This is a genomic window from Paracoccus haematequi, assembly GCF_900631945.1.
Classification (GTDB): Bacteria; Pseudomonadota; Alphaproteobacteria; order Rhodobacterales; family Rhodobacteraceae; genus Paracoccus; species Paracoccus haematequi_A.
Genome location: NZ_UZWE01000022.1, coordinates 76,411 through 99,825, shown reverse-complemented (window position 1 = coordinate 99,825; position 23,415 = coordinate 76,411). Strand labels below are relative to the sequence as shown.

Annotated in this window: 23 protein-coding genes; 8 read left to right on the top strand and 15 right to left on the bottom strand. The window is 66.6% G+C overall.

Features of this window, described 5'->3' with window-relative positions; translation table 11 throughout:
- Positions 1-5 precede the first annotated feature (5 nt).
- Positions 6-1,295: a crotonyl-CoA carboxylase/reductase gene (ccrA, locus tag PARHAE_RS04395; protein ID WP_126153383.1), complete on the top strand. Its 1,290-nt coding sequence runs from the start codon at positions 6-8 to the stop codon at positions 1,293-1,295.
- A gap of 6 nt (positions 1,296-1,301) precedes the next feature.
- Here ccrA and PARHAE_RS04390 read toward each other — a convergent pair whose 3' ends face one another.
- A complete protein-coding gene (locus tag PARHAE_RS04390; RefSeq protein WP_126153382.1) occupies positions 1,302-1,508 on the bottom strand; it encodes a hypothetical protein in 207 nt (68 codons plus the stop codon).
- Between the two features lie 172 nt (positions 1,509-1,680).
- Between PARHAE_RS04390 and gdhA the strand changes: the two genes are divergently transcribed.
- Both gdhA and PARHAE_RS04380 read left to right on the top strand, forming a co-directional pair.
- On the top strand, positions 1,681-3,042 hold the full coding sequence (gdhA, locus tag PARHAE_RS04385) for an NADP-specific glutamate dehydrogenase (RefSeq protein ID WP_126153381.1): 1,362 nt from the start codon (positions 1,681-1,683) through the stop codon (positions 3,040-3,042).
- Between the two features lie 67 nt (positions 3,043-3,109).
- Positions 3,110-4,636 carry an ATP-dependent DNA helicase gene (locus tag PARHAE_RS04380; RefSeq protein WP_126153380.1) on the top strand — a complete coding sequence of 509 codons (1,527 nt, stop codon included), beginning with the start codon at positions 3,110-3,112 and terminating at the stop codon, positions 4,634-4,636.
- A 78-nt stretch (positions 4,637-4,714) separates the two neighbouring features.
- Here the strand turns inward: PARHAE_RS04380 and PARHAE_RS04375 are convergent, their stop codons facing one another.
- A complete protein-coding gene (locus PARHAE_RS04375; RefSeq protein WP_126153379.1) occupies positions 4,715-5,503 on the bottom strand; it encodes an EcsC family protein in 789 nt (262 codons plus the stop codon).
- Positions 5,463-6,068 carry a GNAT family N-acetyltransferase gene (locus tag PARHAE_RS04370; RefSeq protein WP_126153378.1) on the bottom strand — a complete coding sequence of 202 codons (606 nt, stop codon included), beginning with the start codon at positions 6,066-6,068 and terminating at the stop codon, positions 5,463-5,465. Before PARHAE_RS04370 ends, PARHAE_RS04375 begins: the two co-directional genes overlap by 41 nt.
- A gap of 118 nt (positions 6,069-6,186) precedes the next feature.
- On the opposite strand from PARHAE_RS04370, the gene PARHAE_RS04365 reads away from it, so the two are divergent.
- On the top strand, positions 6,187-6,789 hold the full coding sequence (locus tag PARHAE_RS04365; protein ID WP_126153377.1) for a flavin reductase family protein: 603 nt from the start codon (positions 6,187-6,189) through the stop codon (positions 6,787-6,789).
- Positions 6,786-7,319 (top strand): adenine phosphoribosyltransferase, encoded by a 534-nt coding sequence (locus tag PARHAE_RS04360; RefSeq protein ID WP_126153376.1) that lies wholly within the window; start codon positions 6,786-6,788, stop codon positions 7,317-7,319. Before PARHAE_RS04365 ends, PARHAE_RS04360 begins: the two co-directional genes overlap by 4 nt.
- Positions 7,320-7,335: 16 nt before the next feature.
- On the opposite strand, the gene PARHAE_RS04355 is transcribed toward PARHAE_RS04360, so the two are convergent.
- From PARHAE_RS04355 to coxB, 11 genes are all read right to left on the bottom strand, one after another.
- A complete protein-coding gene (locus PARHAE_RS04355; RefSeq protein WP_126153375.1) occupies positions 7,336-7,938 on the bottom strand; it encodes a hypothetical protein in 603 nt (200 codons plus the stop codon).
- A 21-nt stretch (positions 7,939-7,959) separates the two neighbouring features.
- Positions 7,960-9,381, bottom strand: a complete 1,422-nt coding sequence (locus tag PARHAE_RS04350; RefSeq protein ID WP_126153374.1) for an FAD-binding oxidoreductase — start codon at positions 9,379-9,381, stop codon at positions 7,960-7,962.
- A gap of 76 nt (positions 9,382-9,457) precedes the next feature.
- Positions 9,458-10,039 (bottom strand): GNAT family N-acetyltransferase, encoded by a 582-nt coding sequence (locus PARHAE_RS04345; protein ID WP_126153373.1) that lies wholly within the window; start codon positions 10,037-10,039, stop codon positions 9,458-9,460.
- On the bottom strand, positions 10,039-11,313 hold the full coding sequence (locus PARHAE_RS04340; RefSeq protein ID WP_277600641.1) for a M16 family metallopeptidase: 1,275 nt from the start codon (positions 11,311-11,313) through the stop codon (positions 10,039-10,041). The genes PARHAE_RS04345 and PARHAE_RS04340 overlap by 1 nt, the downstream gene beginning before the upstream one ends.
- Positions 11,310-12,686: a threonine synthase gene (gene thrC, locus PARHAE_RS04335; RefSeq protein WP_126153372.1), complete on the bottom strand. Its 1,377-nt coding sequence runs from the start codon at positions 12,684-12,686 to the stop codon at positions 11,310-11,312. The genes PARHAE_RS04340 and thrC overlap by 4 nt, the downstream gene beginning before the upstream one ends.
- A 10-nt stretch (positions 12,687-12,696) precedes the next feature.
- Entirely contained in the window at positions 12,697-13,368 is a 672-nt protein-coding gene (locus PARHAE_RS04330) for an SURF1 family protein (protein ID WP_126153371.1), read from the bottom strand.
- Between the two features lie 74 nt (positions 13,369-13,442).
- The gene (locus PARHAE_RS04325; RefSeq protein ID WP_126153370.1) at positions 13,443-14,273 is read right to left on the bottom strand and encodes a cytochrome c oxidase subunit 3; all 831 of its coding nucleotides are present in this window, start codon (positions 14,271-14,273) and stop codon (positions 13,443-13,445) included.
- A 27-nt stretch (positions 14,274-14,300) separates the two neighbouring features.
- Positions 14,301-14,876: a cytochrome c oxidase assembly protein gene (locus PARHAE_RS04320; protein WP_126153369.1), complete on the bottom strand. Its 576-nt coding sequence runs from the start codon at positions 14,874-14,876 to the stop codon at positions 14,301-14,303.
- Complete coding sequence (locus PARHAE_RS04315; RefSeq protein WP_126153417.1) at positions 14,873-15,067, bottom strand: hypothetical protein; 195 nt, start codon at positions 15,065-15,067, stop codon at positions 14,873-14,875. The genes PARHAE_RS04320 and PARHAE_RS04315 overlap by 4 nt, the downstream gene beginning before the upstream one ends.
- The gene (gene cyoE, locus PARHAE_RS04310) at positions 15,067-15,984 is read right to left on the bottom strand and encodes a heme o synthase (RefSeq protein ID WP_126153368.1); all 918 of its coding nucleotides are present in this window, start codon (positions 15,982-15,984) and stop codon (positions 15,067-15,069) included. The genes PARHAE_RS04315 and cyoE overlap by 1 nt, the downstream gene beginning before the upstream one ends.
- A 40-nt stretch (positions 15,985-16,024) precedes the next feature.
- Complete coding sequence (gene coxB / locus PARHAE_RS04305) at positions 16,025-16,912, bottom strand: cytochrome c oxidase subunit II (protein ID WP_241232663.1); 888 nt, start codon at positions 16,910-16,912, stop codon at positions 16,025-16,027.
- A 221-nt stretch (positions 16,913-17,133) separates the two neighbouring features.
- Here coxB and tldD point away from each other — a divergent pair, with 221 nt between their 5' ends.
- The 3 genes from tldD to topA all read left to right on the top strand — a co-directional run bounded on the left by tldD (position 17,134) and on the right by topA (position 22,512).
- A complete protein-coding gene (tldD, locus tag PARHAE_RS04300) occupies positions 17,134-18,555 on the top strand; it encodes a metalloprotease TldD (protein WP_126153366.1) in 1,422 nt (473 codons plus the stop codon).
- Positions 18,556-18,620: 65 nt separating this feature from the next.
- Entirely contained in the window at positions 18,621-19,730 is a 1,110-nt protein-coding gene (gene dprA, locus PARHAE_RS04295; RefSeq protein ID WP_126153365.1) for a DNA-processing protein DprA, read from the top strand.
- Positions 19,731-19,824: 94 nt separating this feature from the next.
- Entirely contained in the window at positions 19,825-22,512 is a 2,688-nt protein-coding gene (topA, locus tag PARHAE_RS04290) for a type I DNA topoisomerase (RefSeq protein ID WP_126153364.1), read from the top strand.
- A 33-nt stretch (positions 22,513-22,545) separates the two neighbouring features.
- Here topA and PARHAE_RS04285 read toward each other — a convergent pair whose 3' ends face one another.
- Positions 22,546-23,262 carry a prephenate dehydrogenase gene (locus PARHAE_RS04285; protein WP_126153363.1) on the bottom strand — a complete coding sequence of 239 codons (717 nt, stop codon included), beginning with the start codon at positions 23,260-23,262 and terminating at the stop codon, positions 22,546-22,548.
- Between the last annotated feature and the right edge of the window lie 153 nt (positions 23,263-23,415).

Genomic DNA, 23,415 nt, shown 5'->3' with positions numbered 1-23,415 from the left:
CGCGCATGGCCCTCGATTCCCCTACTCCGATCGCCCCCTATGACGCCCCTGTGAAGGATCTGTACGACATCGGCGAGATGCCGCCCCTGGGCCATGTTCCGGCGAAAATGCACGCCTGGGCGATCCGGCGCGAACGCCATGGCGAACCCGACACGGCGATGCAGCTGGAAGTCGTCGAAACCCCCAGCATCGACAGCAACGAGGTGCTGGTCCTGGTGATGGCGGCGGGCGTCAACTATAACGGCATCTGGGCCGGGCTGGGCCAGCCGATCAGCCCCTTCGACGGGCACAAGGCGCCCTATCACATCGCCGGATCCGACGCCTCGGGGATCGTCTGGGCGGTGGGCGACAAGGTGAAACGCTGGAAGGTCGGCGACGAGGTCGTGGTCCATTGCAACCAGGACGACGGCGACGACGAGGAATGCAACGGCGGCGATCCGATGTATTCGCCGACCCAGCGGATCTGGGGCTATGAGACCCCGGACGGCAGCTTCGCCCAGTTCACCCGCGTCCAGTCGCAGCAGCTGATGCCCCGCCCCCGGCACCTGACTTGGGAGGAATCGGCCTGCTATACCCTGACGCTGGCCACCGCATACCGGATGCTGTTCGGGCACGAGCCGCACGAATTGAAGCCCGGCATGAACGTGCTGGTCTGGGGCGCCTCGGGGGGCTTGGGGTCTTACGCGATCCAGCTGATCAACGCGGCGGGCGGCAATGCCATCGGCGTCATCTCAGAGGAAGACAAGCGCGACTTCGTGATGGGCCTGGGCGCCAAGGGCGTCATCAACCGCAAGGAATTCAACTGCTGGGGGCAGTTGCCCAAGGTCAACACCCCCGAATACAAGGACTGGTTCAACGAGGCGCGCAAGTTCGGCAAGGCGATCTGGGACATCACCGGCAAGGGCAACAACGTCGACATCGTCTTCGAACATCCGGGCGAGGCGACCTTCCCGGTCAGCACCCTCGTCTGCAAGAAGGGCGGCATGGTGGTGATCTGCGCGGGCACCACAGGCTTCAACTGCACCTTCGACGTGCGTTACCTGTGGATGCACCAGAAGCGCATCCAGGGGTCGCATTTCGCGCATCTGAAACAGGCGTCGGCGGCCAACAAGCTGATGCTGGAACGCCGCCTGGATCCCTGCATGTCCGAGGTCTTTCCTTGGGCGGAAATCCCGGCCGCGCATATGAAGATGTATCGCAACCAGCACAAGCCGGGCAACATGTCGGTGCTGGTTCAGGCCCCGACCACCGGGCTGCGCACCTTCGAGGATGCGTTGGAAGCCCGTCGCGGCTGACGCGGCCTAAATCCTGGTGTCGCCTGCCTCGGGCAGGCGGCATTTCCATTCGAACACCCGGTCCTTCGGATGGGCGGCGACCCAGCGGGCCAGTTCGTTCTGGCCGGACAACATGCAGGTCTGGATGCCGTTGCGCCGTTCGAACAGCAGGCTGTGTTCGGTGCAGCGGTGCGGGTCGCTGATCAGGCATGTGACGAAGAACAGCTCGATCATCGCGTGTTCCTTTCGATGATCCCTCATACACGCGCCAGGGCCTGAAAAGTTGCAGGGACGGTCCTGTTCTGCCCACAACTTGCGCGACCTGCCCGAATATGTCGCGACTTCCCATTTAATTTGCCTGAAATAACGGCTAACGCGCTGTCAGAATCACAAAAGGGACAGTGCCATGCCGCAGATCGACGACAAGTTGACCCCCATCTATGACGAGGTCGTCCGCCGCAACGCGGGCGAGGCGGAATTCCATCAGGCTGTGCGCGAGGTTCTGGAAAGCCTTGGCCGCGTCGTCGCCAAGCACCCGGAATATCTGGACAACGCGCTGATCGAACGGATCTGCGAACCCGAACGCCAGATCATCTTCCGCGTGCCCTGGACCGACGACAAGGGCCAGGTCCAGATCAACCGGGGCTTCCGCGTCCAGTTCAACTCGGCCATGGGCCCCTACAAGGGCGGGCTGCGGTTCCATCCGTCGGTGAATGTCGGGATCATCAAGTTCTTGGGCTTCGAGCAGACATTCAAGAACGCGCTGACCGGCCTTCCCATCGGCGGCGGCAAGGGCGGGTCCGACTTCGATCCCAAGGGCCGCTCGGATGCCGAGGTCATGCGCTTCTGCCAGTCCTTCATGACCGAGCTTTACCGCCATCTGGGCGAATATACCGACGTGCCGGCGGGCGACATCGGCGTCGGCGCGCGCGAGATCGGATACATGTTCGGCCAGTACAAGCGCCTGACCAACCGTTACGAGGCAGGCGTGCTGACCGGCAAGGGCCTGTTCTATGGCGGATCGCTGGCCCGCAAGGAAGCGACCGGATACGGCAACACCTATTTCACCCGCGCCATGCTGCAAACCACCGGCGACGATTTCGACGGCAAGACGGTGGTGGTGTCGGGGTCCGGCAATGTCGCGATCTACACGATCGAGAAGGTCCGGTCCTATGGCGGCAAGGTCGTCGCCTGTTCGGACAGCGGCGGCTATATCGTCGACGAGAACGGCCTCGACCTGGATCTGGTCAAGGAAATCAAGGAAGTGCGGCGCGGCCGGATCAGCGAATATGCGCGGATCAAGGGCGAAGGCAGCGGCGTCTATTTCGTCAAGGCGGGCGACGGGTCGATCTGGGACGTGCCCTGCCAGGTCGCGCTGCCCTCGGCCACGCAGAACGAACTGACCGGCAAGGACGCCAAGACGCTGATCAAGAACGGTGTGCAGGCGGTGGGCGAAGGCGCCAACATGCCCTCGACCCCCGAGGCGATCCGCGCGTTCCAGCAGGCGGGCGTCAAGTTCGGCCCCGGCAAGGCCGCCAATGCGGGCGGCGTCGCGACCTCGGCGCTGGAGATGCAGCAGAACGCCTCGCGCGACCGTTGGACCTTCGAAAAGACCGAGGCCCGGCTGGCCGAGATCATGCGCGACATCCACGACGCCTGCTATTCCACCGCTGAGGAATTCGGCGCGCCGGGCGATTACGTGATCGGCGCGAACATCGCCGGTTTCATCCGCGTGGCCGAACCGATGCGCGCCTTCGGCGTGATCTGACGATGCGACTGCGGGGCCGCCGACAAGGCGGCTTCGCTTTTGGCGGCGGGCGGGATAAGACCCCGGCATGAACGCCCTTGCCCCGACCCTTTCCCCCGACCAGGCCGAAGCCTGGGACAGCCTTGCCGACGCCTTCGGGGCGGCAGGCATAGACCTGCTGTCCAGCGAACTGCACCCCCCGCAGCCGGGCAAGGGGCGCGTGATGGCGGTGATCGGCAAGGCCGGGTCGGGCAAGACGCTGCTGCTGTCGCAGATCACCAAGGCGCTGCGCGACGCGGGCGTCGAGGTCGTCAGCGGCGACTACGAAGGCCGCAAGCGCAAGGAGCGGCGCAGCGTGGCGATCCTGGCGCCGACCAACAAGGCGGCCTTCGTGCTGCGGATGCGCGGGGTTCCGGCGACGACGATTCACCGGATCCTGTATACCCCCGTCTATGACCCGGAATATGAAAAGCTGGCCGAATGGCTGGCGGGCACCGGCGACCGCCCGGTGGTCGAGGGTATGACGGATGCCGCGCTGGATCGGGCCAAGGCGTTTTACGACCAGAACGCCTCGATCCCCGGCGCGCTGGCGGCGGCCGGGCTGCGCGGGTCCGATTTCATCCGCGGCTGGAAACGGCGCGAGGATTCGCTGGACGTGGGGCTGATCGACGAGGCCTCCATGCTGGACGAAAAGCAGTTCGAGGATCTGCGCGAGATCTTTCCCATGCTGGTCCTGTTCGGCGATCCGGCGCAGCTTGCCCCGGTCGGCCAGTCGGGCGAGATGGTCTTTGACAAGCTGGCGCCGTCGCAACGGCTGATCCTGAACCGCATCCACCGGCAGGCCGACGACAGCCCGATCCTGGATCTGGCCCATGCGCTGTCCGACGAAAGCCTGTCCTTCGAGGGCTTCGAAAGCCAGATCCGCGCCGCCGCACGGCGCGACGACCGGGTGGTCTGGTCGGAACGGGTGGAAAGCGACCTGATGGCCCGCAGCCCGGTGCTGGTCTGGCGCAACGCCACGCGGATCCGGCTGATCCACGCCTTCCGCGCCGCCTATGGCGCGCCGGGCGACGCGCTGCTGCCCGGAGAGCCGCTGATCTGCGACGGAATCGAGCTGCCCCTGAAACACCGCAAGAAGCGCATCGACCTGGAGGCGCGGGGGCTGATCAAGGGCGCGCAGGTCGTCTATCTGGGACCGGGCCGCAAGCCGGGCTTTTCGCGGCTGCACGTCATCGGGGCCGAGGATCCGCGCCTGTCCGCCGCCAGCATCGTCAAGATCGAGCTGCCGGATGAGGAAGAGCCTTTCATCCCCTTCGCGGCCCGGATGGGGGCGACCTTCCTGCACGGCGCGGCGGTGACGATCCACAAGTCGCAAGGCTCGCAATGGCCCGACGTGCAGGTTTTCGGCCCCGATATCAGCGCCGCCGCCTGGTCGAACCGGACCGAGGCCGGGATCCCCCTGTGGAAGCGGCTGGCCTATGTCGCCATCACCCGCGCGCAGGAACGGCTGTTCTGGGTCACGAAATCGCGCCTGGCCCGGCCCACCGCGCAGCTTGGCACGGACGATCTGGACGCGCCGGTCGCCGACCTGACCCTGGCGGCCGAGGAGGAATAGCGTCCCGCGCCGGTCGGGGGCGCTTCGCCCCCCGAACCCCCAGAGGATATTTAGACCAAGGCAAAACAGCCTTCGGCTTCAGCGCGCCGCCTGGCGGTGGTCCAGCCGTTCGATGGACAGGCGCAGCGCCTCGACCAGGGCTTCCTTGGGAATGCCGGTTTCGCGGGACAGGCGCATGATGCCGAAATGGACGCGGGCCAGTTCCTGATAATAGCGCGTGAAGGTATAGTTGATCGACGCGCCCACCACCGCCCCGAAGATCGGCGCCGCCTGCGCCGCAAGCTTCTGGCCCATCGACACCGACAGGCGCGGCGCGACCTTGGAAATCAGCCCCTGCACCGTCTGGCCCGTCACCGACATGCGCGCGGCCAGCAGGCCCAGGTCGGTGCTGTCATCCTCGGCCATCGGACCGGCGGCGGCGAAGATGCGCAGGCATTCCATCCGCACCTCGTCGCTGTCGGGATCCAGACCGTGTTCCACGGCAATATCCAGCATCGCGCGCAGCAGAAGCGTGATCGTGAAGGGCAGTTCGATCATCGCGCCCGCGAAACCGCCCACGCCCCCCGCCGCCCCGCTGACGGTCGAGGCCATGCGGTTGAACCAGTCGCCCCGGTCGCGGACCATCCGACGCGAAGTTGTCGCCGCAGCGAAGGCCCGGTTCAGCCCGGCGCGGGTGATGCGGTCCATGCGGCTGCGCACGAAACCCGGCAGTTTCTCGATCAGCCCTTCGGCGCCGTTGCCGACGGCGGCCATCAGTTCCATCCCCAGCCCGCCCGCATCCAGATAGCGCCGCGCCAGGCGGTCGACCTGGGCATGGACCGAGGGGTCATTGATCGGCGGAAGCACCAGTTGCGGAGTGGCGGGCATCGGTATCCTCTTTTGGATGGTCGACCGTCACGCAGGCCGACAGGTCATTGGCGCCGCGCGACAATTTCCCCGCATCGGGAAAGGTTTCGCGCGTCACCGGTCCCACGACATCAACCCAGGCGCCGGGGCGAAGTTCCAGCCCCAGAACCCGCGCCGGATTGGTCGGCGGCGGCATGACCACATCGTCCAGCCGCGCGAAGCCGAAGCGGCTGTAATAGGGCGCGTCCCCCACCAGCAGAACCCGTTCCCAGCCCAGCTTGCGCGCGCGGGCCAGGCTGTCGCGCATCAGCAGGCCGCCCAGCCCCTCGCCCTGGGCGGTGGGATGCACGGCGATCGGACCCAGCAGCAGCACCGGCTTGCCGCCTACGCGCACCGGCCAGAAGCGGATCGCGGCCATCACGGTGTTCGACCCGTCGCGCAGCACCAGGCACAGGTCGGCGACCTTGGGCACCCCGTCCCGCAGGCGGTACGACGACAGCGCCGTCCGCCCCGGCGCGAAGCACAGATCGTAAAGACCCTCGACCTCGGGCTCGTCGGCGGGCGTCTCGGGGCAGATCTCGTACATCGCGCCTCCTCTCGGGTCTTGCCGCCCCTTAGCACGGGGACGGGGACGATGAAACATCCGGGGCATTGCGGCGCGGCCGTGCGAATGGCAGGTTGAGCCGACAAGACAGGAGGCCCCGATGTTCTACCGCCCCGAGTCCGGCCACGGGCTGCCCCACAGTCCCTTCAACGCCATCATCGCCCCCCGCCCCATCGGCTGGATTTCGACGCGCGGGACGGCGGGCGACAACCTGGCGCCCTATTCGTTCTTCAACGCGGTGGCCTATGTCCCTCCGCAGGTGATGTTCGCCTCGACCAGTGCGAAGCCCGACCGCAAGGGCACCAAGGACAGCGTGGCGCAGATCATCGAATCGGGCGTGTTCTGCGTCAACATCGCCACCGGAGACCTGCGCGACCAGGTGAACGCCAGTTCCGCCACCCTGCCCGCCGGGGTCAGCGAGTTCGATGCCGCCGGGATCCCCGCCGCCGAATGCGAGACCATCGCCTGCCCACGCGTCGCAGGGGCCGCCGCCGCGCTGGAATGCCGGATGACCCGTGTGCTGCCGCTGGCGGGCCAGGCGAATTTCGTCGTCTTCGGCGTGGTGACGGGGGTGCATATCCGCGACGATTGCGTGGTGGACGGCCGTTTCGATCCGCGCGCGGCGGGCGGATGGATCGCGCGGCTGGGCTATCACGACTATGCCGCCGTCACCCAGCTGTTCGAAATGGAACGCCCTGCATGAGCCTGAACGTCAAGGACTATATCCGCACCATCGCCGATTTCCCGCATGAAGGGATCCTGTTCCGCGACGTGACCACGCTGTTCGCGGACGCGCGCGGCTTCCGCATCGCCATAGACCAGTTGCTGGCCCCCTATGCGGGCGCGCGGATCGACAAGGTCGTGGGGCTCGAGGCGCGCGGCTTCATCCTGGGCGGAGCGGTGGCGCATCAGCTTTCCACCGGCTTCGTGCCGATCCGCAAGAAGGGCAAGCTGCCCGGCGCGGTGATTTCCCAGGCCTATCAACTGGAATACGGCGAGGCCGTGGTCGAGGTCCATGACGACGCCTTGAAGCCGGGCGAACGGGTGCTGATCGTGGACGACCTGCTGGCCACGGGCGGCACGGCGGCGGCGGGGATTTCGCTGTGTGAGAGGCTGGGCGCCAAGGTCGTGGGCTGCGCCTTCGTGATCGACCTGCCGGATCTGGGCGGAAGGCGTCTGCTGGAGGGGTTGGGGCATGAGGTTCATGCGCTGTGCGCGTTCGAGGGGGAGTAAGCGGCTATCTTCAGGTTTAATACTTCTCCCAACCAAAATGGGTTGGCGGATTAGCCATTGCCTGCGACTTGAGATCGTCAGCAAGCCCATCAATCATTTTGATCACATCGGTTTTCGGATAGAGATCCTTCAAAATTTCCAGCGTTGCTACGTCCACCTTCTCCTCTGACGCCTTAACCCTCCTGCGCAACACGTTCATGCGTGATATTAACAATATTTTCACTTCACTAGAGAACATATTCTTGTTTTCTTCTCTAAAGAAATGATGGGCGAAGTAGTCTCGTTTCCGCTTTAATAACTTAAGTTCATCTTGCTGAACCAATAGCGGCGTGCAATCTTCCAACAAACGCAATAAGGCGCCAAAAGTCGAAGCCTGCGCTTTATGTTCAAAAGAATCATAAAGTAATTTCCATTGCTCGCCATCGCTCACCGATCGATCTTTTACGCGAGAGCAAAGTTTCCAGAAAATGAAACAATTTTGCAAACCTGCTTCCAAAAGAGCGTATCCTGAAAAGAGCAGACCAAAGTGAGCAAGGACTTCCTTTTCAATTATAATATTCTTTCCCTCAAGCTCCGGAAATTCCTCATACAGTAAATCCAGATCGCTATCTTCTACCATACCGTCCCTATACTCCTTTAATTACAGGGTGGTTTTTGCATAATCATTCAGGATCACCCCCGGATTCATGATCCCCGCCGGATCCAGCGCATCCTTGATCGCGCGCATGGCCCCCAGCCGCGCCGGATCGCCCCATTCGGCCAGGTCCGCCGCCTTCAGCCGCCCCACCCCGTGTTCCGCCGAGAACGACCCGCCGCGCGCCACCACCATCTCATGCACCGCGCGCGACAAGTCTCGCCGAACCCGGTCATAGGCGTCACGGGTTTTCCCCTCGACCGGGAACAGGTTGAAATGCAGGTTGCCGTCGCCCAGGTGGCCGAAGCAGTTGATGCGCAGGTCGGCCATGCCCGCCAGCATGGCGCTGGCATCGCGGATGAAGCGGGCGATTTCGGACAAAGGCAGGCTGATGTCGTGGCTGGCGATGGCGCCGATATGGCGGTTCGCGTCGGGGATCGTCTCGCGGATCGCCCACAACTCGGCGGCCTGCTGGCCTGACTGCGCGATCACGCCGTCGCGGACAAGCCCCTCCTCGGCAGCCTCGGAGAACAGGCCCTCCAGCGCGGCATCTGCGAACAGGCCCGCGGGCAGGCCCACCTCGATCAGGACCAGCCAGTCGGGGCGATCCGCGAAAGGCTGGCGCAGCGCCGGAAAGGCCACGTCCAGGAAGCGCAGCCCCTGCCCCGAGATCAGCTCGAACGCCGTCACGCCCCCCGCCATCCGGGCCTGCGCCAGCGACAGCAGGGTCAGCGCGGCCTCGGGCGATTCCACGACCAGCATCGCCACGCCGACCTCGGGCGGGACCGGAGCCAGCACCAGCGAGGCGGCGGTGATGATGCCCAGCGTTCCTTCCGCCCCGATCAGCAGGTCGCGGATGTCATAGCCGGTGTTGTCCTTCCGCAGCCGTTTCAGGTCGTGCATGACCTGGCCCTGCGGCAGCACCGCCTCGACCCCCAGGCACATCGCGCGGGCATTGCCATAGCGCAGCACGTTGACGCCGCCCGCATTGGTCGACAGCACCCCGCCGATCTGCGCGGTCCCCTGCGACGCCAGCGCCAGCGGGAACTGCCGCCCCACGGCGGCAGCGGCCTCGCGGACCTGTTGCAGGGTGGCGCCCGCCTCGGCCACGATCACGCCTTCCTCGGGGTGGACCGCGCGGATGGCCCTCATGCGCTCCAGCGACAGAAGCAGGGGGACAGGCCCCTCGGGCATCACCTGCCCGCCAACCAGCCCCGTGCCGCCGCCGCGCGGCACCACCGCCACCCCGGCCTCGGCGCAGGCGCGGATCACCGCCGCCGCCTCCTCGGTATCGCGGGGGGCGGCGACCAACCCAGCCTGGCCGCGATAGCGGCCGCGCGGTTCCTCAAGATAGGCGGGCGCCGCCTCGCGCAGAACACCTTGCGGTAGCCGTGCCGCCAGCCGCTCATCCGCCGGATTCAATCCCATCGTCCGCCCCATCTCCTGTGTTCAAATATCCCCGGGGTCCGGGGGCTGGCCCCCGGGATCGCGGGACGCAAAGCCGTCAGCGCGCATCGCTGCGGCCGCGCCGGTCGCCGCGCAGGTTGGCATACAGCACATGGTTCCGCCACCGGCCGTCGATTTGCAGATAGCTTTGCGCGACGCCTTCGTATTTGAAGCCCGACTTTTCCAAGACGCCGCGCGACGCGGCGTTTTCCGGCAAACAGGCGGCCTCGACCCGGCTGAGGTCCATCACGGTGAAGGCGTGGTGGACCAGCGCGCCGATCGCCTCGCGCATATAGCCCTGGCGGGCGAAGGGCTGGCCGATCCAGTAACCGATGGTTCCCGACTGCGCGGGGCCGCGACGGATGTTGTCCAGGGTGATCGCGCCCAACAAAACGCCGTCGCGGCGCACCAGGAACAGGGGCAGCGCGGTGCCGCCCCGACTGGCGCGGGCAGCCCAATAGACGCGGTTGACGAAGCTCTTGCGGGACAGGTGGTCCGGGGACCAGACCGGCTCCCACGGGGTCAGGAAGTCGCGGCTGGCCTGGCGCAGCGCCGTCCAGGCGTGGAAATCGGCATGGGCAGGCAGGCGCAGCACGATCCGTTCGGCCTCCAGCCTGACGGGCCGCGCGCGCAGGAACATCAGGCGGCAAGCCGTTCGGCCAGGGTGCCCAGGGCGGGCGCCGCCTTGACCGGACCATAAAGCGCCAGCGCGGGGCGGGCCTGCCCGATCAGGCGTTCGGCATGGGCGCGCACCTCGGCCACCGACACGGCGGCGATGCGGTCCGCGACCTCGGCCGCGTCGGGCACCCGGCCCCAGATCGCCAGGGTCCGGGCCATGCGTTCCGCCTGCGACGACGGGCTTTCCAGCGACATCAGCAGGCTTGCGCGCAACTGCGCCTTGGCGCGGGCGACCTCGGGTTCGGACATGTCCTCGGCGGCCCGCTTCATCTCGTCGATGGTCAGGGTGGACAGGTCGGCCAGATCCTCGGCCCCGGTGCCGGCATAGACGGTCAGCATTCCGGTGTCGTCATGGAATCCCGACTGCGCGAAGATCGTGTAGCACAGGCCCCGTTCCTCGCGAATCTTCTGGAACAGGCGGGACGACATGCCCCCGCCCAGGGCCGAGGAAAAGATCTGCGCGGCATAGAAATCGGGCGCCAGATAGCCGGGCCCCTCCAGGGCCAGCGCGAAATGCGCCTGCTCCAGCCGCTTGACCTTGCGGGTTTCCAGACCCTGCCAGCGGGCGGCTTCCTTGGGGGCCTGCGCCACGGGGGCCAGATGGCCGAAGGCCCGTTCGGCCAGCCGCACGATGCGGTCGTGATCGACCGCCCCGGCCGCGGCCACGATCATCTGGCCAGGGCCATAGTTTTCCGCCACGAAGCCCGCCAGGTCGGCGCGGCCGAAGCGGCTGACGCGTTCCACTGGTCCCAGGATGGTGCGGCCCATCGGCTGGTTCGGATAGGCGGCCTCTTGCAGCCAGTCGAAGATGATGTCGTCGGGCGTGTCCATCGACTGCCCGATCTCTTGCAGGATCACGCCGCGCTCGACCTCGATTTCCCGTTCGTCGAAGATCGGGTTCAGCACGATGTCGGACATCACGTCGAAGGCCAGATCCACGTCATCTTCCAGCACGCGCACGTAATAGGCCGTCGCATCGCGCGAGGTATAGGCGTTGATATAGCCGCCCACGTCCTCGATGGCTTCCGCGATCTGGAGGGCACTGCGCGTCGTGGTGCCCTTGAAGGCCATATGCTCCAGGAAATGCGCGATGCCGTTCTGTTCGGGGCGCTCATTGCGCCCGCCCGCATTGACCCAGATGCCCAGGGCGGCGGAATGCAGCCCCGGCATCAGGCGCGTGGCGACGCGCAGGCCGTTGGCAAGGGTCGTGATCTGCGGGGTCGGGTCTTGGTTCACTGCGTTCTCCGGTCAAGGATCAGCGATTTAAGCGCCTGCACGTCGTTTTCAACCCGCGTCACGCGTTCGGCCAGGTCGAACAGCCCGGCCATATGCGGCGGCAGCGGCGGCCGGACGCCGATCGCGGCCTCCACCGCATCGGGGAACTTGGCCGGATGGGCGGTCGCCAGCGTCACCATGGGCACGCCGGGTTCGACATGCTGGCGTGCGACGGCGACGCCCACCGCGCTGTGGGGACACAGGATTTCGCCGGTCTCGGCGCGGATGGTGCGGATCATCGCCAAGGTCTCATCCTCCGAGACGCGGCCCGACAGGTATTGTTCGCGCAGCGCCTGCAAGGCGCCCTGGCTGATGGTGAAGCCGCCGTGCTTCAATTCGTCCATGATCTGCGCCACCGCGGCTGCATCGCCGCCATAGGCCAGATACAGGGCGCGTTCGAAGTTGGAACTGACCTGGATGTCCATGGACGGGCTGATCGAGGGTTCGACCGTGCCCACCCGGTATTCGCCGGTGGTCAGCGCGCGGTGCAGGATGTCGTTCTGGTTCGTCGCCACGATCAGGCGGCGGATCGGCAGGCCCATGGCCCGCGCGATGGATCCCGCGAAGATGTCGCCGAAATTGCCGGTCGGCACGGTGAAATCCGTGTCCCGCATCCCCAGGGACGCGCAGGCCGTGAAGTAATAGACGATCTGCGCTACCACGCGCGCCCAGTTGATGCTGTTCACGCCCGCCAGCCCCACCTGGTCGCGGAAGGCGTGGTCGTTGAACAGATCCTTCAGCCGCGCCTGGCAGTCGTCGAAATGCCCGGTCACGGCCAGGGCATGGACATTCGCCGCGTCGGGCGTGGTCATCTGGCGGCGCTGCACGTCGCTGACGCGGCCATGCGGGAACATGATGAACACGTCCACATTGTCGATGCCCTTGAAGGCCTCGATGGCCGCCGATCCGGTGTCGCCCGAGGTCGCGCCCACGATGGTGATCTTCTGGCCGGACCGTTTCAGCGCGATCTGGAACAACTGCGCGATCAACTGCATCGCGAAGTCCTTGAAGGCCAGGGTCGGGCCGTGGAACAGCTCCAGCAGGTGATGGCCGGGGGCAAGCTGGCGCAGGGGCGCCTTGGCGGTATGTTCGATACGCGCATAGGCGCGGTCGATGGCGCCGCGCAGTTCGTCGTCGGTGAAGCTGTCGCCGGTGAAGGGGCGGATGACGCGGAAGGCGACCTCCTCATAGGGCAGGCCGTCCAGGTCGCGCAGGCCGCGGAAGGCGGGGATCGTCTCGGGCAGGTACAGGCCGCCGTCGCGGGCCAGGCCCGACAGCATCGCCTGTTCGAAGTTCAGCACCGGGGCCTGACCCCGCGTCGAGACATAGCGCATCCGTGTTCCCTCAGTATTTCCGCTGCCTGATACGCCAGATCAAGGCCACTGTCATCCCTGCCCAGGTGGCCGCGATCATGAACCATTGGACGGCATAGGACAGGTGGTTGTTGGGGATCCCCTCGATGGCGACGGGGATCGGCTCGACCCCCTGGGCGTCGCCCTCGACGAATCTGGCGACGACCAGGATCGGTTCGGTGTCCAGCGCCTTCGCCATGGCGGGCACGTCGCGGGCGAACCAGATGTTCTCGTCCAGGTTCGGCTCGGGCGTGGCGCTGCCCTTTTCGTCGGGCCAGTGCAGGTTGCCGCGCACCGACAGCCGGGTCGGCCCGCGTTCGGCATGGCGGAGTTCCTGCGGCACGAAGCCCCGGTCCAGCAGGATCGCGCGGCCGTCGTCGGTGATGAAGCGGGACACGATCTGGTAGCCGCCGCCCTGTTCCTTGCTGCCCGACAGCACGTCGATCTCGGCCCCGGTGGTGGTGCCGCTGACGGTGACGGGCAGGTATTTCATCGACGGATCGACGGCGGCGGGCAGCGGCACGGCAGGGGCCTCGATGCCGGCCTGGATCCGTGCCAGCAGCCCCTCTTTTTCGTCCAGGCGGCGCAATTGCCACAGGCCGAGATTGATCAGGATCGCGCAGCCGAGGATGCCGAAGATCAGGGGAATCAGGATGCGGCGCATGAGAGGATCAGCCAATCGCAAAAGAAAACGCGCGGGAACCGCCCCCGCGCGTCGTGTTTCGGTTTCGGCGGGGATCAACTGCCCCAGACATAGATCACGGCGAACAGGAACAGCCAGACCACATCGACGAAGTGCCAGTACCAGGCGGCGGCCTCGAAGCCGATATGCTTTTCCTGATCCATCTGGCCGTTCAGCATCCGCAGCAGGCAGACGGCCAGGAAGATCGTGCCGATGATGACGTGGAAGCCGTGGAAGCCCGTCGCCAGATAGAAGGCGCTTGCATAGGCGGTGTCGGCCAGACCGAAGGCCGCGTGGCTGTATTCATAGGCTTGCAGGATGGTGAACACGACGCCCAGGAAGACCGCGACGATCAGCCCGTTGATGGTGGTCTTGCGGTCGTTGTCGTGGACAAGCGCGTGGTGCGCCCAAGTCACCGCGACGCCCGACAGCAGCAGGATCAGCGTGTTGATGAAGGGCAGATGCCAGGGGTCGAAGGTCACGATGCCTTCGGGCGGCCAGACGCCGTCCTTGATCGGGCTTTCCGGCCCCATCGGATACATCGCGTTCTTGATGAAGTTCCAGAACCAGGCCGTGAAGAACATCAGTTCCGAAATGATGAACAGGATGAAGCCGTATTGCAGGCCGATCCGCACCACAGGGGTGTGATCGCCCGCCTGGCTTTCGCGCACCACGTCGGCCCACCAGCTGTACATCACGTACAGCACGCCGACGAAGCCGATCAGCGCCAGCCAGGGTCCGTTGACCGGAATGAACAGCAGATGCACATCGCCCGAATGCATCCAGCCGACAGCGCCATACAGCATCAGGAAGGCCGAGATGGCGGCGACGAAAGGCCAGATCGACGGCGGAAGGATGTGGTAATCGTGGTTCTTTGCGTGCGCCATGAGCTGTCCCCGTCGGCTCCTCTTGGTTCAGTTGACGTTACCCGCCGGGGCAGCGTCAAGCGCGGCCTGCTTCGGCTGGGTGCGGTGGAAGGTGTAAGACAGGGTGATGTCCCTGACCCAGCCTGCGTCGCGGTCCTTGACCAGGTCGGGATCGACGAAGAAGCTGACCGGCATCTCGATCCGCTCGCCCGGCTGGAGGGTCTGTTCCGTGAAGCAGAAACACTCGATCTTGTCGAAGTAATAGCCCGACACCTCGGGCGCGACGTTATAGCTGGCGGTGCCGGTGATGGCCACGTCGGAATTGTTCACCGCCTCATAGAAGGCCAGGCCCGGTTCGCCGATCTTCAGCTCCATGCTGGTCTGCATGGGACGGAAGGTCCATTCCATATCCTTGTCCACATTGGCGTCGAAGCGGACCCGGACGACCTCGTCCAGCACCTGATCAGGCGCCGATTCCGCGACCTGCGTGGTGCCGCCGAAGCCGGTGACGCGACAGAACCAGTCATAGAACGGCACGGCGGCCCAGGCCAGCGCGCCCATCGTCACGACGACGCCCACCAGGACGGTGACGGTGCGGGTTTCCGGGGACATGCGCCGGGTCATTCCGCCGGCTCCTCGGGAGGCAGGACGGACACGCGCGGCTGGTGGTCGAAGGCCTCCATCATGTCGCCCTGCTGGACCTTGACCACCGTCAGGCCGAAGACCAGCGCGACAAAGGCCAGCAGCACCAGGCCCAGCCCGACATTGCGCGACCGGCGGCGGCCGTGGATCTCGTGTTCGGCGTGCAGCGGCATCACCAGCCCCCCATTGCGTTCTGAACCAACAGCGCGACGAAATGCAGGAACAGGTAATAAAGCGACAGCTTGAAGACCCGCTTTTCGACCGCATAGCCGTCGGCGATCGCCGCATCCTCGGACCGGCGCAGGATCCGCCAGCCGCCATGGATGAACAGCGCGTTCAGCACGACCGAGGCCGCCAGATAGACAGGCCCCCCGACCGAGGTCAGCCCCAGCCAGATCGCAAAGGGCGCCAGCACCAGCGTATAGGCGAAGATATGGCGGCGGGTGGCGGCGCGGCCATGCGTCACCGTCAGCATCGGCACCTTGGCGATGTGGTAATCCGACTTCATGAACAGCGCCAGCGCCCAGAAATGCGGCGGCGTCCAGAAGAAGATCAGCGCGAACATCAGCAGCGATTCGATGCTGATCCCGCCCGTCGCGCAGGCCCAGCCGATCATCGGCGGGAACGCTCCGGCCGCGCCGCCGATGACGATGTTCTGCGGCGTCCAGCGTTTCAGCCAGATCGTATAGACGACGGCATAGAAGAAGATCGTGAAGGCCAGGAAGCCCGCCGCGAACCAGTTCGCTGCCAGCCCCAGCATCATGACCGCGAAGCCGGCCAGGATCAGGCCCAGCGACAGCGCCGCGCCCCCCTCGATCCGGCCCGAGGGGATGGGGCGGGACCGGGTGCGGCGCATCACGGCGTCGATGTCCGCGTCATACCACATGTTCAGCGCGCCCGAGGCGCCGCCGCCAAGCGCGATGAACAGGACCGAACAGAAGGCCACGAAGGGATGCAGATCGACCGGCGCCACCCACAGCCCCACGAAGGCGGTGAAGACGACCAGCGACATCACCCGCGGCTTGAGCAGCGCGACGAAATCGCGGAACTCGGCCTCGGGGGCGCCTTCATAGGTGTTGATATCGGTCATCTTTCCTTTGGCCTGGCTTTGTCGCTGGTCGGTCCGACGCTCAGTCGGCCTTGGCCAGCGTCACGGTGTCGGCAGGGGCGGCCGAAGCGGTTTCCGCGGCCCCTTCCAGGGTGCCGCCCTGTTCGGCGACCCAGGCGGCATAGGTTTCGGGGCTGACCGCCTTCACGACGATCGGCATATAGGCGTGGTTGATGCCGCACAGCTCGCTGCACTGGCCGAAATAGACGCCTTCCTGTTCGACATTGAACCAGGCCTGAGCGATCCGGCCCGGAACCGCGTCCTGCTTCACGGCGAAGGCCGGGATCGTCCAGCTGTGGATCACGTCGTTCGCGGTCACTTGCAGCAGCACGGTCTGGCCCACCGGCACGACGACGGCGGTGTCGGTCGCCAGCAGGTATTCGTCCTCGTTATAGCCGTAATCCGCCAGCTCTTCCTTGGTCAGCATGATCGAGTCGAAGCTGATGCCGTTTTCGGGATATTCGTAGGACCAGTACCACTGGTTGCCGATGGCCTTGATCACCACATCGGGATCGGCGGGCATTTCCTGGCTGCGGAACAGCGCGGGCAGCGAAAAGGCCCCGATGGAGACCAGGATCAGCACCGGCACCAGCGTCCAGGCGATCTCCAGCGGGGTGTTGTGGGTGAACTTCGCGGGAACCGGATTCGCCCGGCTGTTGAAACGCAGGATCGCGAACAGCAGCAGCGCGCAGACCACCAGCGTCACGACCGAGATGATGATCAGCACGAAATGGTCCAGCCATTGCTGGTCATGGGCCAATTCAGTCACGGGGGGCTGGAAATTCACCCCGCGCGCATGGGGCTTGCCGATCACCGGCAGTTCCCCCAGCACATCCTGCGCCCAAGCCGCGTTGGCTACCATCCCCGCTGCCGCCAGCCCGGAAGCTGCCGCGACTGCACGGCGAATCATCGCTATTGCCATCATCCCATCCCGTTATCCTGGCGCGGCCGCGCGACCGCAGGGGCGCCCCAAGACCGCCCCTTTTCCTTTAACACTGACCGTTCTATGACCATATCTCGTCCCTACGGGCAAGTGATACATAAGCCTGCCTTCGCAAAATCCACGGGCCGGGACCGTCCTCCAGCCCAGTTCGCAGCCTTGTTTCGCCGAGAGAAAGACGACGCCCCGCCATGAGCAGCACCCCCTTCGACCCCTTCGCCACCCATCTGGACCGCGACCGCGCCCTGGCGATCCTGCGCGACGCCACGGCGGGGGCCGAGGACGGAGAGCTGTTCCTGGAACATTCCGTGTCGGAAACGCTGGTCTTCGACGACGGGCGGCTGCGCAACTCCGGCTATACCGCCGAACAGGGCTTCGGCCTGCGCGCCGTGCGGGGCGAGGTCACGGGATACGCCCATTCGACCGAGATTTCCGAACCCGCCCTGCGCCGCGCGGCGGAAACCGCACGCCTGGCGGTGGGCCAGGGCGGCGGCGTGATGGCGCCCGCCGCGCCGATGCAGGTCCGGCCGATGTACATGGCCGCCGACCCGGCCGAAGGCATCCCCTTCGCCACCCGGATCGAGCTTCTGCGCCAGATCGACGACTACGCCCGGTCCCGCGATCCGCGCGTGGTGCAGGTCACGGTGTCGCTGGCCTCGTCCTTGCAGCAAGTGGCGATCCTGCGCCCCGAGGGCGGGCTGGTGACCGACATCCGACCGATAGCGCGACTGAATGTCGGCGTGATCGTGGAAAACAACGACCGCCGCGAATCCGGCGGCCATGGCGGCGGCGGCCGCGTGTCCCTGGCCGGGCTGATGGATCCCGCCCATTGGCAGCCCGCCGTGGACGAGGCGCTGCGCATCGCCCTGGTCAACCTGCGATCCGTCCCGGCGCCTGCGGGGGTGATGGACGTGGTGCTTGGCCCCGGCTGGCCCGGCATCCTGCTGCACGAGGCCGTGGGCCACGGGCTGGAGGGGGATTTCAACCGCAAGAAGGCCTCGGCCTTTGCCGGGCTGATGGGCCAGCGGGTCGCGGCGCCCGGCGTCACCGTGGTCGATGACGGCACCATCCCCGACCGGCGCGGCAGCATCGGCGTCGACGACGAAGGCATGCCCCCGGCCCGCAACGTGCTGATCGAGGACGGGATCCTGGTGGGTTTCATGCAGGACCGCCAGAACGCCCGCCTGATGGGGGTGGAACCGACCGGCAACGGGCGGCGGCAGGGCTTTGCCCATGCGCCGATGCCACGCATGACCAACACCTACATGCCCGGCGGCGATGCCGATCCGGCCGCGATCCTGGCCGACCTGCGCGACGGAATCTATGCGGTGGGTTTCGGCGGCGGGCAGGTGGACATCACCAACGGCAAGTTCGTGTTTTCCTGCACCGAGGCGTATCGCGTGAAGAACGGCGTGGTGGGCGATCCGATCCGGGGCGCGACCCTGATCGGCGATGGCGCCACCGCGCTGCGGCAGGTGCGCGCCATCGGCAACGACATGGCCTTGGATCCCGGCATCGGCAATTGCGGCAAGCAGGGCCAGTGGGTGCCGGTGGGCGTCGGCCAACCGACCCTGCTGATCGGCGGGCTGACGGTCGGCGGATCGGCGGCTTGAGGGATCGCTAACCAGTTGTTAACGCCTTGCGGGTAAGGGTGATTCCCGGACAAGGCGGGGGCAGCATGGATACCGGGCATCTTCCTTTCGGCACGCAGGACGACGACCTGACGGTACTGCGCCTGATCCGGTCGCGACGGGTGGGACCGGCCACCTATCACCGGCTGATCGCCGAACACGGCGGCGCGCGGGCGGCGCTTGACGCCCTGCCCGCCATCGCGGCGGCGGCGGGCATTGGCGATTACGAACCCTGCCCCGAAGGCGTGGCGGCGGCGGAACTGGCGGCGGGGCGCAAGGCGGGCGCCCGGCTGATCCGCTGCGATTCGCCGCTCTATCCCGCCGCGCTGCGCGAGATCGACGGGGCGCCGCCGATCCTGTGGGTGCGTGGCGATCCGGCCTGGCTGGCGAAGAACCCGGTGGCGGTCATCGGCGCGCGCAACGCATCCTCGCTGGGGCTGCGCATGGCGCGCGGCATGGCGGCGGGCTTGGGCGAGGCTGGGCATACCATCGTCGCGGGCCTGGCGCGCGGCATCGACACCGCCGCCCATAACGCCGCCCTGCCGACCGGCACCGTCGCGGTGATGGCGGGGGGCGTCGATGTGATCTATCCCGCCGAAAACCTCGTCCTGGCCGCCGAGATCGCCGAAAAGGGCGCGCTGGTGTCCGAACAGCCCCCCGGCACCGAACCGCAGGCCCGGCATTTCCCGACCCGCAACCGCATCGTCTCGGGCCTGTCTCTGGCCGTGGTTGTGATCGAGGCCGCGCATCGCTCGGGCACGCTGATCACCGCGAAGAACGCCCTGGACCAGGGCCGAGAGGTGATGGCGGTGCCCGGCCATCCGATGGATGCGCGCGCGGGCGGCTGCAACCAGCTGATCCGGGACGGCGCGCTGCTGGTCAGGAACTCCGCCGATGTCTGCGCCGCCCTTGCCCACGAGGCCGGGGCGGCGGATACGCCCGAAGCGCCCCCTGCCCCCGCCCCCCGCCCCGAACCCGTCGAGGCCGGAGAGTTGGAGGCGCGGATCCTGTCGCGGCTTGGCCCCTCGCCTTCCGATGAGAATGATGTGATCCGCGACCTAGGCCTGCCCGCGGCGGCGGCTAACGCGGCGATCCTGTCGCTGGAATTGCAGGGGCGGCTGCTGCGGGTGCCGGGCGGACGTCTGGCGCTTGGCTGAGGATGCTGCACGGAACGGTTGACCGCGCCCGGTTGACACTGGCAGGCGCCCGACACATGTTCCCGGCCCATTGCAGATGCGCCTTGAGGTAAGAATGCCCGTTGTCGTCGTGGAATCTCCGGCCAAGGCCAAGACCATCGAAAAATACCTTGGCGGCAACTATCGCGTGCTTGCCAGCTTCGGCCATGTCCGCGACCTGCCGCCCAAGGACGGCAGCGTCGATCCGGCCGACGATTTCGCCATGAAATGGGAGGTCGCGGCCGACAGCAAGAAGCATCTGAAGGCGATCAAGGACGCGCTGAAGGACGACCCGACCCTGATCCTGGCGACCGACCCCGACCGCGAGGGCGAGGCGATTTCCTGGCATCTGCTGGAAGCCCTGCAACCGGCCCTGAAGAAGGGCAGCGGGGTCAGCCGCGTGACCTTCAACGCCATCACCAAGGCCGCCGTGACCGAGGCCATGGCCCATCCCCGCCAAATCGATCAGCCGCTGGTCGACGCCTATCTGGCGCGCCGCGCGCTGGATTACCTGGTGGGCTTCAACCTGTCGCCGGTGCTGTGGCGCAAGCTTCCGGGCGCGAAATCGGCGGGCCGGGTGCAGTCGGTCTGTTTGCGCCTGATCGTGGACCGGGAAATGGAGATCGAGGCCTTCAAGGCCCGCGAGTACTGGTCCGTCCATGCCCGGCTGGCGACGCCCCAGGGCGCCGAATACGACGCGACGCTGGTCTCGTTGGCGGGCGCCAAGCTGGACCGCTTCGACCTGCCCAATGCGGAAAAGGCCGCGATGGCCGTCAGCGCGGTCGCCAGCCGCGACTTGCGCGTCGCCAGCGTGGCCGCCAAGCCCGCCACGCGGAACCCCTGGCCGCCCTTCATGACCTCGACCCTGCAACAAGAGGCCAGCCGCAAGCTGGGCATGGGCGCCAAGGCCTGCATGTCGGCGGCGCAGCGGCTTTATGAAGCGGGCCTCATCACCTATATGCGGACCGACGGCATCGACATGGCGCCCGAGGCGGTCCATGCCGCGCGCGACGCCATCATAGCCAAGTTCGGCGACAGATACGTCCCGTCCAGCCCGCGCATGTACAAGAACAAGGCCAAGAACGCCCAGGAAGCCCACGAATGTATCCGCCCCACCGACATGATGCTGTCGCCCGACAGGCTGAACGTCAGCGCGGACGATCAGCGCAAGCTGTATGACCTGATCTGGAAGCGGACGATCGCCAGCCAGATGGAAGCCGCCCGCATGGAGCGCACCACGGTCGAGATCGCCAGCCCCGACAACCAGGTCGGGCTGCGCGCCACCGGCCAGGTGGTGCTGTTCGACGGCTTCCTGCGCGTCTATGACCAGGGCCGCGACGACGACGAGGGCGAGGACAGCGCCCGCCTGCCCGCGATCCGGGAAAGCGAACCCGCGACGCTGGTGAAGAACGCCTTCCTCTCGGACTATGAAAAGGCCGCGGCGTCCGAGGATTCGCTGATCGAGACCGCCTCGGCCGGGCAGTTGGTGGCCGGGGGTTTCGTGGCGAATGAAACCGCCGCGGTGGCCGCCCGCCAGCACTTCACCCAGCCGCCCCCCCGCTATACCGAGGCGACGCTGGTCAAGCGGATGGAGGAACTGGGCATCGGCCGCCCGTCCACCTATGCCAGCATCGTCACCACGATCCAGGACCGCGACTATGTCCGCAAGGACAAGAACCGCCTGATCCCCGAAGACAAGGGGCGGCTGGTCACGGTCTTTCTGACGAAATACTTCCCGCGTTATGTCAGCTATGACTTCACCGCCGATCTGGAAAACGAACTGGACGAGATCAGCGCGGGCGACCTGATGTGGCGCGAGGTGCTGGGACGTTTCTGGAAAGATTTTTCAAAGGCCCTGGAAGGCACCTCGGAACTGCGCATCACCGAGGTTCTGGACGCCATCGACGACGCTCTGGCTCCGCACCTGTATCCGCCGCGCGCCGATGGCGGCGATCCGCGCGAATGCCCGCTGTGCCACAAGGGCCGGTTGAACCTGAAGACCGCGCGGTCCGGGGGCGCCTTCATCGGCTGCTCGAACTATCCCGAATGCCGCTATACGCGCCCGATCTCGGCCCCCGACGGCGAGGCGGCGGTGGGCGACCGCATCCTGGGCGAGGATGACGGCGACCCGATCAGCCTGAAGACCGGGCGCTTCGGCCCCTATGTCCAGCGCGGCGAGGCCACCGAGGCCAATCCCAAGCCTGCCCGCGCCTCGATCCCCAAGGGCTGGGATCCGGCGACGCTGAATCTGGACCGCGCCGTGCAACTGCTGTCGCTGCCGCGCCCGGTCGGCCCGCATCCCGAGGATGGAGAGCTGATCGAAGCCGGGATCGGCCGCTTCGGCCCCTATGTGAAGCACGGATCGAAATACGCGAACCTGCCGGATGTCGAGGAGGTCTTCACCATCGGCATGAACCGCGCCGTCGAGGTGCTGGCCGCCAAGCAGACCCGCGGCCGTGCGGCCGCCGCCGCGCCGCTGCGCGAGTTGGGCGACCACCCGGATGGCGGCGCGATCCAGGTGATGAACGGCCGCTATGGCCCCTATGTGAAATGGGACAAGGTGAACGCCACCCTGCCCCGCGATGTCGCGCCCGAGGATCTGACGGTGGAGCAGGCGCTGGAGCTGATCGCGGCGAAGGCGGCGAAATCGCCCGCGAAGAAGAAGGCCGCGCCCAAGGCCAAGGCAGCGGCAAAGCCTGCGGCGAAGAAGGCGACCACGAAGAAGGCCGCGCCGAAAAAGCCGGCGAAGAAGGCTGCCGAATAGCGAAAGGTCGGCGGCCCGGCCCGTGCCGGTCCGTCAAACCCCGGCGGCGATGCCTGCGGCTTCGGCCAGAAAGCGGCTGCGGACGCCCTCGGCATGGGGGTTGTCGCGCAGGATCGTCGTCAGCAGTTCGGGCGAATCGTCCTGCACCATGGCGGCGGCCTCGGCCAGCTTCTGGAAGCTGCGGGTCGCCATGCGTTGCGGCAGCGGCCCCAGCCGCGACAGGCTGCGGGCGATCAGATGCGTCAGCCCCTGGACCACCGCCATGTCGCGGTCATGCTGGTCCGGCGTGGTCGGGATGACCTCCAATCCCTGGGCCCGCAGGAAGGCCGCGATCCGCCGGTGCGCCCCGCCCCGCAACGGGCACCAGGCGATGCGGTGGCCCGCCAGGCCCTCGGCCGCGCTGGCGGGACCGAACAGGGGATGGCTGGCGATGACCTGAACATGCGGCGGCAGCAGATCCAGCATCAGCCGCGCCGGTGCGACCTTGACCGAGGCCACGTCGATCACCACTGCGCCCGGCCGCAGATGCGGGGCGATGGCGCGCAGCACCCCGGCCATCCGCGACAGGGGCACCGCCAGCACGACGATATCGGCAAGCGCCGCCTGCGCCAGATCGACCTGCGGCAGGTCGTTCGCGCGGACCTGCGGATCGCAGACCGTCAGCGCCAGATGCGGGCGCAGATGGCGGGCGGCCAGTTGGCCGAAGGCGCCAAGGCCGATGATGGAAAGCGTTTCGGGACGGAATGACATGGGACGGACCTTTCGGCTTGCGCAAAGGTCGTTGTCATGTCGCCGTCAACCGCACCCCTGCGCGGTTGACATGATGCTGCCCCCGCTATGTCAGCGGGCGGTAATAGGTCGCAAAGGCGGCAGCGCGTTTCATGCCGTCCTGATGGCGCCGCG